The organism is Oribacterium parvum ACB1 (genome assembly GCF_000238055.2).
GTDB classification, from domain to species: domain Bacteria; phylum Bacillota; class Clostridia; order Lachnospirales; family Lachnospiraceae; genus Oribacterium; species Oribacterium parvum.
On record NZ_KE148312.1, the window covers coordinates 1 to 7500 of the forward strand.

4 protein-coding genes and 1 tRNA gene are annotated in these 7500 nt (G+C 40.9%); all 5 read left to right on the top strand.

From position 1 onward, the window contains the following. Window positions 1-264: 264 nt before the first annotated feature. Entirely contained in the window at window positions 265-1389 is a 1125-nt protein-coding gene (gene dnaN, locus HMPREF9625_RS00005; protein WP_009535928.1) for a DNA polymerase III subunit beta, read from the top strand. Further along, entirely contained in the window at window positions 1386-2468 is a 1083-nt protein-coding gene (gene recF, locus HMPREF9625_RS00010) for a DNA replication/repair protein RecF (protein WP_009535929.1), read from the top strand. The genes dnaN and recF overlap by 4 nt, the downstream gene beginning before the upstream one ends. Window positions 2469-2478: 10 nt before the next feature. Further along, window positions 2479-4437 (top strand): DNA topoisomerase (ATP-hydrolyzing) subunit B, encoded by a 1959-nt coding sequence (gyrB, locus tag HMPREF9625_RS00015; RefSeq protein WP_009535930.1) that lies wholly within the window; start codon window positions 2479-2481, stop codon window positions 4435-4437. 10 nt (window positions 4438-4447) lie between these two features. After that, complete coding sequence (gyrA, locus tag HMPREF9625_RS00020; RefSeq protein ID WP_009535931.1) at window positions 4448-6994, top strand: DNA gyrase subunit A; 2547 nt, start codon at window positions 4448-4450, stop codon at window positions 6992-6994. A gap of 80 nt (window positions 6995-7074) precedes the next feature. Beyond that, window positions 7075-7162, top strand: a tRNA-Ser gene (locus HMPREF9625_RS00025). The last annotated feature ends 338 nt before the right edge of the window (window positions 7163-7500 follow it).

The following is a 7500-nucleotide window of genomic DNA, read 5'->3' on the forward strand; positions in this document are numbered from 1 at the left end:
AGGGGGAAGAGATCATTCTACCGTGATTCATGGTTGCGAAAAAATATCCACAGAATTACCAACAAACGAACAATTGCAATCCACAATAGAAAATTTACGGAAAAAAATCTCTCCCTGATTCCGCAATGAATCCTGAACTAATTCACAAAATTTTTTTCTTCCGGAAACAGATAAAACAAAGGGAAAATAGAGATTTCACATTTCCACAAACCCTAGTAATACTACTAAAGAAAAAGAAAGAGAAAAAAGAAAGAAGGAGAATCCATGAAATTATACTTTCAAAAAAATGACCTAATTTCGGCTATCCAAGTCGTAGGACGAGCAGTAGCCTCCAAAACAACAATAAGTATTATGGAATGTATCCTGATTGATGCTACAAAGGGACAAATTGTTCTGATTGGTAATAAATCGGAATTTGGAATAGAGAGTATTTGTAAAGGTGAAATCGCAGAACCCGGAAAAGTGGCATTAGAAGCAAAACTGTTTCAGGAAATCATTAAACGTTTACCTCAAAATGAAGGAACAAAGCTCTACATTGAAACGGAAGACAACGGAAATTGTATTATTCGATGTGAAAAATCGGTTTTCAAGATTATGGGAAGAAATGCGGATGAGTTTCCTTCTTTACCGATTGTAGAAAAACAGGAAGCTGTTGTTGTTTCTCAATTTTCTCTAAGAAATATGATTAACCAGACTATTTTCTCTACTGCAAACGGAGAAAATAACAAGAAAATGGCGGGAGAATATTTTGAGATTAAGGATAATCTATTTTCCGTTACTTCTCTAGACGGTCATCGTATTTCTATAAGAAAAACCTGCTTAAAGGATTCCTACTCGGAGCAGAGTGCTATCGTTCCAAAAGAAGTTTTGGCGGATTTGTCAAAAATTATGTCCGGTGGATTGGATGACATGGTGGAGATGTATTTTTCAAAACAGTATCTTCTTTTTCACTATGAAGATACCACAGTCATTACACAGCTTGTCGAAGGAGAGTATTTTCATGTAAAGCAGATGCTTTCTACTGACTATGAAACAAAAATAATTGTAAATAGAAAGCAGCTTTTGGAAGATATCGACAGGGCAAGAATCATGGCAAGGGACAATGATAAGCAACCGCTTATTTTAAAGATTGCCGAAGATAACTTGTCCTTAAAGATTATTTCCGACTTGGGAAGAATGGATGCCGAGATTCCGGTAAAGCAGGAAGGAAAGGATTTGTTAATCGGTTTTAATCCGAATTTCTTGATAGATGCTTTGCAAAATATAGATGAAGAAGAGGTTTCTCTTTATTTTACGATTCCTCGTTCTCCTGTATTTATAAGGGATAAGGAAGAAAGTTATATTTATATGATTTTGCCGGTTAACTTCAATGCGGATCAAGTAGAATGATTATTGAGTCCATAGAGCTACAAAATTACAGAAATTATGAAAGTTTGAAGCTTTCTCTGGGAGAAAAAAACAATATCTTCTACGGGGATAATGCGCAGGGAAAGACCAATTTACTGGAAGCAATCTTCTTTGCGGCCAGCTCCAAGTCCTTTCGCTTTTGCAAGGATAGAGATGTGATTCGATTTTCGGAAGAAGAAGCGCATATCAAGATGATTTTACAAAAAAAATCACATAAGAATCGCATAGATATCCATTTAAAAAAAAATAGTGTAAAAGGGATTGCAATAAACGGCTTTCCGGTAAAAAAGGCTTCAGACCTTTTCGGACTGGCCAATGTGGTTATTTTTTCTCCGGAGGATTTAAGTCTCATTAAGGACGGTCCGAAGGAAAGAAGAAGATTTGTTGACTTGGAACTTTGTCAGTTAAATAAATTCTATTTGCATAATTTAGCAAGATATAATCGTGTTTTAATGCAAAGAAACAGATTACTGAAAGATATTGCCTTTAAACCGCAGCTTGAAGACAGTCTTTCCGTTTGGGATGAGGAACTTGTAAAATATGGGCAGGCCATTATTCGTTTACGAAGAGAATTTATAGAAAGCCTGCAGGATAAGCTGATACGAATTCATAAAAATATCAGCGGAGGAAGGGAAGAACTTCTTCTTTCTTACGAGGAAAATGTAAGAGAAGAAGCATTTTCCGAAGCAATCATAAAAGCAAGGGATACGGAAAAAAAGCAGAGAATTACATTGGTTGGACCGCATAGAGATGACCTTTTGTTTCAAATTAACGGAGAAGACATTCGAAAGTTCGGTTCGCAAGGGCAGAAAAGAACGGCGGCTCTTTCTTTGAAACTTGCAGAGATTGAGCTCGTAAAGGAAAAGATAGAAGATTATCCTATTTTACTTTTAGATGATGTTTTTTCGGAACTCGATAAAAAAAGGCAGAATTTTTTACTGGATGAAATTTCCGATGTGCAAAGTATCATCACATGCACCGGTTTAGAAGATTTAATAGAAAATCGTTTTCCCATAGATAAGCTTTACTATGTGGAAGGCGGAAAGATTGAATGTCCATAGAGGAGGGTTCATGGCAATAGAGAGAGAAGATCAGGATCTGAATGAACAGTTTCACGCATCGAAGGAATACGGTGCGGATCAGATTCAGATACTGGAGGGTTTGGAAGCGGTAAGAAAACGTCCCGGAATGTATATCGGCAGTACCTCTACCCGCGGTTTACACCACTTGGTTTATGAAATAGTGGATAATTCCGTAGATGAGGCTCTGGCCGGTTTTTGCGACAATATTACCGTTACTATCCATAAGGACAATTCTATTACCGTAGAAGACGACGGTAGAGGAATTCCGGTAGACTTGCAGAAAAAAGCGGGAAAATCCGCTCTGGAAGTCGTATTTACCGTGCTTCACGCAGGAGGAAAATTTGGCGGATCAGGCTATAAGGTTTCCGGCGGACTGCATGGAGTGGGAGCAAGTGTCGTAAATGCATTATCAACATACTTGGATGTTACGGTTTGTAAAGACGGAAAAATCTATACTATGTCCTTCTCGAAAGGAAAAGTAACGAAGGAAATCGAGTGTATCGGAACTTGTACGGAAGAAGAGCACGGAACCAAGGTTCATTTCCTACCTGATGCCGAAATCTTTGAAGAAAGTATCTATGATTTTGATACCTTAAAGGTGCGTTTAAGAGAAACAGCTTTCCTCACCAAGAATCTTCGCATCAAGCTTGTGGATGAAAGAGAAGAAGAACTTAGAGAAATGACTTTCCACTATGAAGGAGGAATTAAGGAGTTCGTTACTTATTTAAACAAAGGAAAGGAAGCGCTCTATCCCGATGTTATTTACTGTGAGGGGGAAAAAGAGCAGATTCTTGTTGAAGTAGCGATGCAGCACAATGATTCCTATACGGAAAACATTTATACCTTCGTAAACAACATCAATACTCCTGAGGGCGGAACTCACCTGACCGGTTTTAAAAATGCATTAACAAAAACCTTTAATGATTATGCAAGACAGAATAAGCTTTTAAAGGACAGTGAGCCGAATCTTTCCGGAGAGGATATCCGTGAGGGCTTAACCTGTATCATTTCCGTGAAAATTGAAGATCCGCAGTTCGAAGGACAGACCAAGCAAAAGCTTGGCACTTCCGAAGCACAGGTTGCCGTACAGGGTATTGTTTCGGAACAGTTGACCTATTTTCTGGAGCAAAACCCGGCCGTAGCCAGAGTCATGTGTGAAAAATCTATTATGGCGCAAAGAGCAAGAGCCGCGGCAAGAAAGGCAAGAGATTTAACGAGAAGAAAATCCGCACTGGATGGTGTTGGACTTCCCGGAAAGCTTGCCGATTGCAGTAGTAAGGATGCGGAACGTTGTGAAATCTTTATCGTTGAGGGAGACTCTGCACTGGGGCCTGCAAAGGAAGGAAGAAATCCGGAAACACAAGCGGTACTTCCCCTTCGCGGAAAGGTTCTGAATGTGCAGAAAGCAAGACTCGATCGGATTTATGCCAATGAAGAAATAAAGGGAATGATTACCGCTTTCGGTACAGGAATCAATGAAGACTTTGATTTGTCAAAGCTTCGCTATCATAAAATTATCATTATGACCGATGCCGATGTGGACGGAGCGCATATTTCCACCTTGATGCTGACTTTTATTTATAATTTTATGCCGGATCTCATTAAAGAGGGCCATGTCTATCTTGCACAACCGCCTCTCTTTAATATCACCAAGAACAAAAAGCATTACTATGCCTATTCAGACGAAGAGTATCAAAATATTTTAAAAGAAATCGGAGCGGATGGAGCGGATGTATCCCGATTTAAAGGTTTGGGAGAAATGGATACGGAAGAGCTCGCGGAAACGACGATGGATCCGGAAACGAGAACCCTTCTTCGTGTCAACATGGAAGAAGACGACAAGGCGGAGCTCGATATTACCTTTACTACTTTGATGGGAGATCAGGTAGAACCCAGAAGAGAGTTTATTGAGAAGAATGCCCGCTATGTTAAGAATCTGGATGTATAGGAGGTAGATTTTGGAGCCGAATATTTTCGATAAGGTGCAGGAAGTTGATCTGAAAAAGACGATGGAAAATTCCTACATCGATTATGCCATGAGCGTTATCGTATCCAGAGCGATTCCGGATGTGAGAGACGGTCTTAAGCCGGTACAAAGAAGAGTGCTCTATGCTCTGCAAAGCCTTGGAGTAACACCGGATAAGAAAACCAAGAAATGTGCGACCATCGTAGGAGAGACCATGGGTAAATATCACCCGCATGGAGACTCTTCTATTTATGGATCCTTAGTATATATGGGACAGCCCTGGTCCATGCGCTATGTTTTAATTGATAAGCAGGGTAACTTCGGATCAGAAGATGGAGACAGTCCTGCGGCTATGCGTTATACCGAGGCAAAGATGTCCAAGATGGCAGCGGAAATGCTGTCCGGTATCAATAAGAATACGGTTGACTTTATGCCGAACTTCTCTAATGAATACGATGAGCCGACCGTGCTTCCTGCGCGTTTTCCGAATCTTCTCGTAAACGGAGCAACCGGAATTGCAGTAGGTATGTCCACCAATATTCCTCCTCATAATCTTCGAGAAGTGATTGCCGGTGTAGATAAAATCATTGAGAACCGCATTGCGGGAAGAAAGACGGAAATTGACGAGCTTCTTCCCATTGTTAAGGGACCGGATTTTCCGACAGGAGCCACGATTCTCGGAAAAAGGGATGTGGAAGAGGCATACCGAACCGGAAGAGGAAAGGTAAAGATGCGCGCCGTTTGCGAAATTGAGACCATGGCAAACGGAAAGCACAGAATCATTGTAAAAGAGCTTCCTTACCTTGTTTACCGCTCCCGTGTCATTGAAAAAATCGCAGACCTTGTTAAAGATAAGAAGATCGACGGCATTACCTATATCCATGACGCGGCGGGAAAGAATTCCAATGCCAAAATAAATATCGAGCTTAGAAAGGATGCAAATCCGCAGGTCATCTTAAACCAGCTCTATAAGCATACGCAGCTGCAGGAAACCTTCGGTGTCATCATGCTTTGCATTGTGAACGGAGAACCGAAGATTCTTAATTTACTGCAGATCTTGGAGGAGTTTCTAGGACACCAGGTCAATGTTGTTCGAAGAAGAACAGAGTACGATCTTCAAAAGTGTGAAGACAGAGCACATATATTAGAGGGACTCTTAAAGGCGCTTGATCATATCGATGAAATCGTTGCCATGATTCGTGCCGCAAAAAATGTGGATGAAGCAAAGCAGAATTTGATCAGCCGTTTCGGCTTCTCCGATGTACAGGCGCAGGCGATTGTGGATATGCGTCTCCGAGCTCTTACCGGTTTGGAAAGAGAAAGACTGGAGAATGAGTACAACGATCTTTTGGCAAAGATTGCTTACTATAAAGAGATTTTAGGAAATGAAAACAAGCTACTTTCCGTAATTCAGGAAGAGTTGGATGCCATTGCAGAGAAGTATGGTGATGATCGAAAGACACAGTTCAGTTTTGATAAAGATTTTCAGGCGGAAGACTTTATCTCGGACGACGATGTGGTCATTACATCTACCAGTCTAGGATACATCAAGAGAATGTCTCCGGAGCATTTCCACCAGCAAAATCGAGGCGGAAAAGGCATAAAGGGTATGCAGACGATAGAAAATGACTATATCGAAGACCTCTTTATGACGACAAACCACCATTATGTCATGTTCTTTACAAACCAGGGAAGAATATTCCGTATCAAGGGATACGAGATTCCGGAGGCAAGCAGAACGGCAAGAGGAACAGCGCTGGTAAATCTCCTCTCCTTACAGGAAAATGAGAAGGTTACGGCGACTCTTTGCTTAAGAGATACCAATGAGGAAAAATACCTTATTCTCACAACAAAGAAGGGTGTTATTAAGAAGACGGAACTTTCCCAGTTTGCCAATGTGCGGAAGAACGGCATGATTGCTATTACCTTAAATGAGGGAGACCAGCTGATTGAAGCAAAGCTTCTTTCTGAAGATGAAGAAATCTTCCTGGTTACGAAGAAGGGTATGGCAATCGAATTCAATGAGAAGGATGTCCGTGCAACCGGACGCTCCTCCATGGGTGTACGCGGTATTCGCTTAAATGCAGGTGATGAAGTCATCGGTATGCAGAAGGCTTCTCAGGGAGAACATTTCCTTCTGGTTTCTGAAAAGGGTTACGGAAAACTGACGGACAAGAGCTGCTTTAAGGCACAAGCTCGAGGCGGAAAGGGAATTCGTTGCTATAAGATTACGGAGAAAACCGGAGATATCGTAGGCTTTAAGCTTTGTGATAAGGATAGAGAACTGCTTCTTATTACCACGGAAGGAATTATGATTCGAATCAATCTTGATAAGGTCAGTGTGTTGGGAAGAAATACTTCCGGTGTCAAGCTGATGGATATCGATAAGGATACCGATACTGTTATTGCTTCCGTTGCCAAGGTTAGAGAGACAGAAGATGAGGAAGAATCCGAAGAAGCAACTGCTTTAGAAAATACAGACTTGAGGGAAGAAAAAGAAAATCAAGAAGCGGGAGAAAGTCAGGAAGAAAACTCCTAAAATTTCCTTGACATAAAAATCTGAATTTGATAATCTAGTAAAGCACCTTTCTAGGTGAATCCCTTTTGGCAGGGATAAAAGGAGTAATACTCAAGAGGCCGAAGAGGCGCCCCTGCTAAGGGTGTAGGTCGGGAAACCGGCGCGAGGGTTCAAATCCCTCTTACTCCGTTTTCGGGAAACCGAAAAAAATGCTTGACAAAGAAACTCTCTTTGTTATAATAGCATGGCTGTCCTGAAGAGGATTGCCAACAGTACCTTGAAAATCAAAGATCGAATAATACACAGACCCTGAAGATTCTAAAGAATTTTCAGTAATGTTTCAAACGAAACTTACACGAACGGTTTAATAAACCAAAAGTAAAAAAGGACAAAATGAAGCTAAGCTAAGTTTTGACTGGAGAAAGAACTTTAACTGTCAGTGATGACAGATTTTATGTATTGGACCTCCTTGTTGCTTTGAAGCAACTTCGGAGCCTTGCTTTGCAAGGTACAGCTTGCGCTGTAGT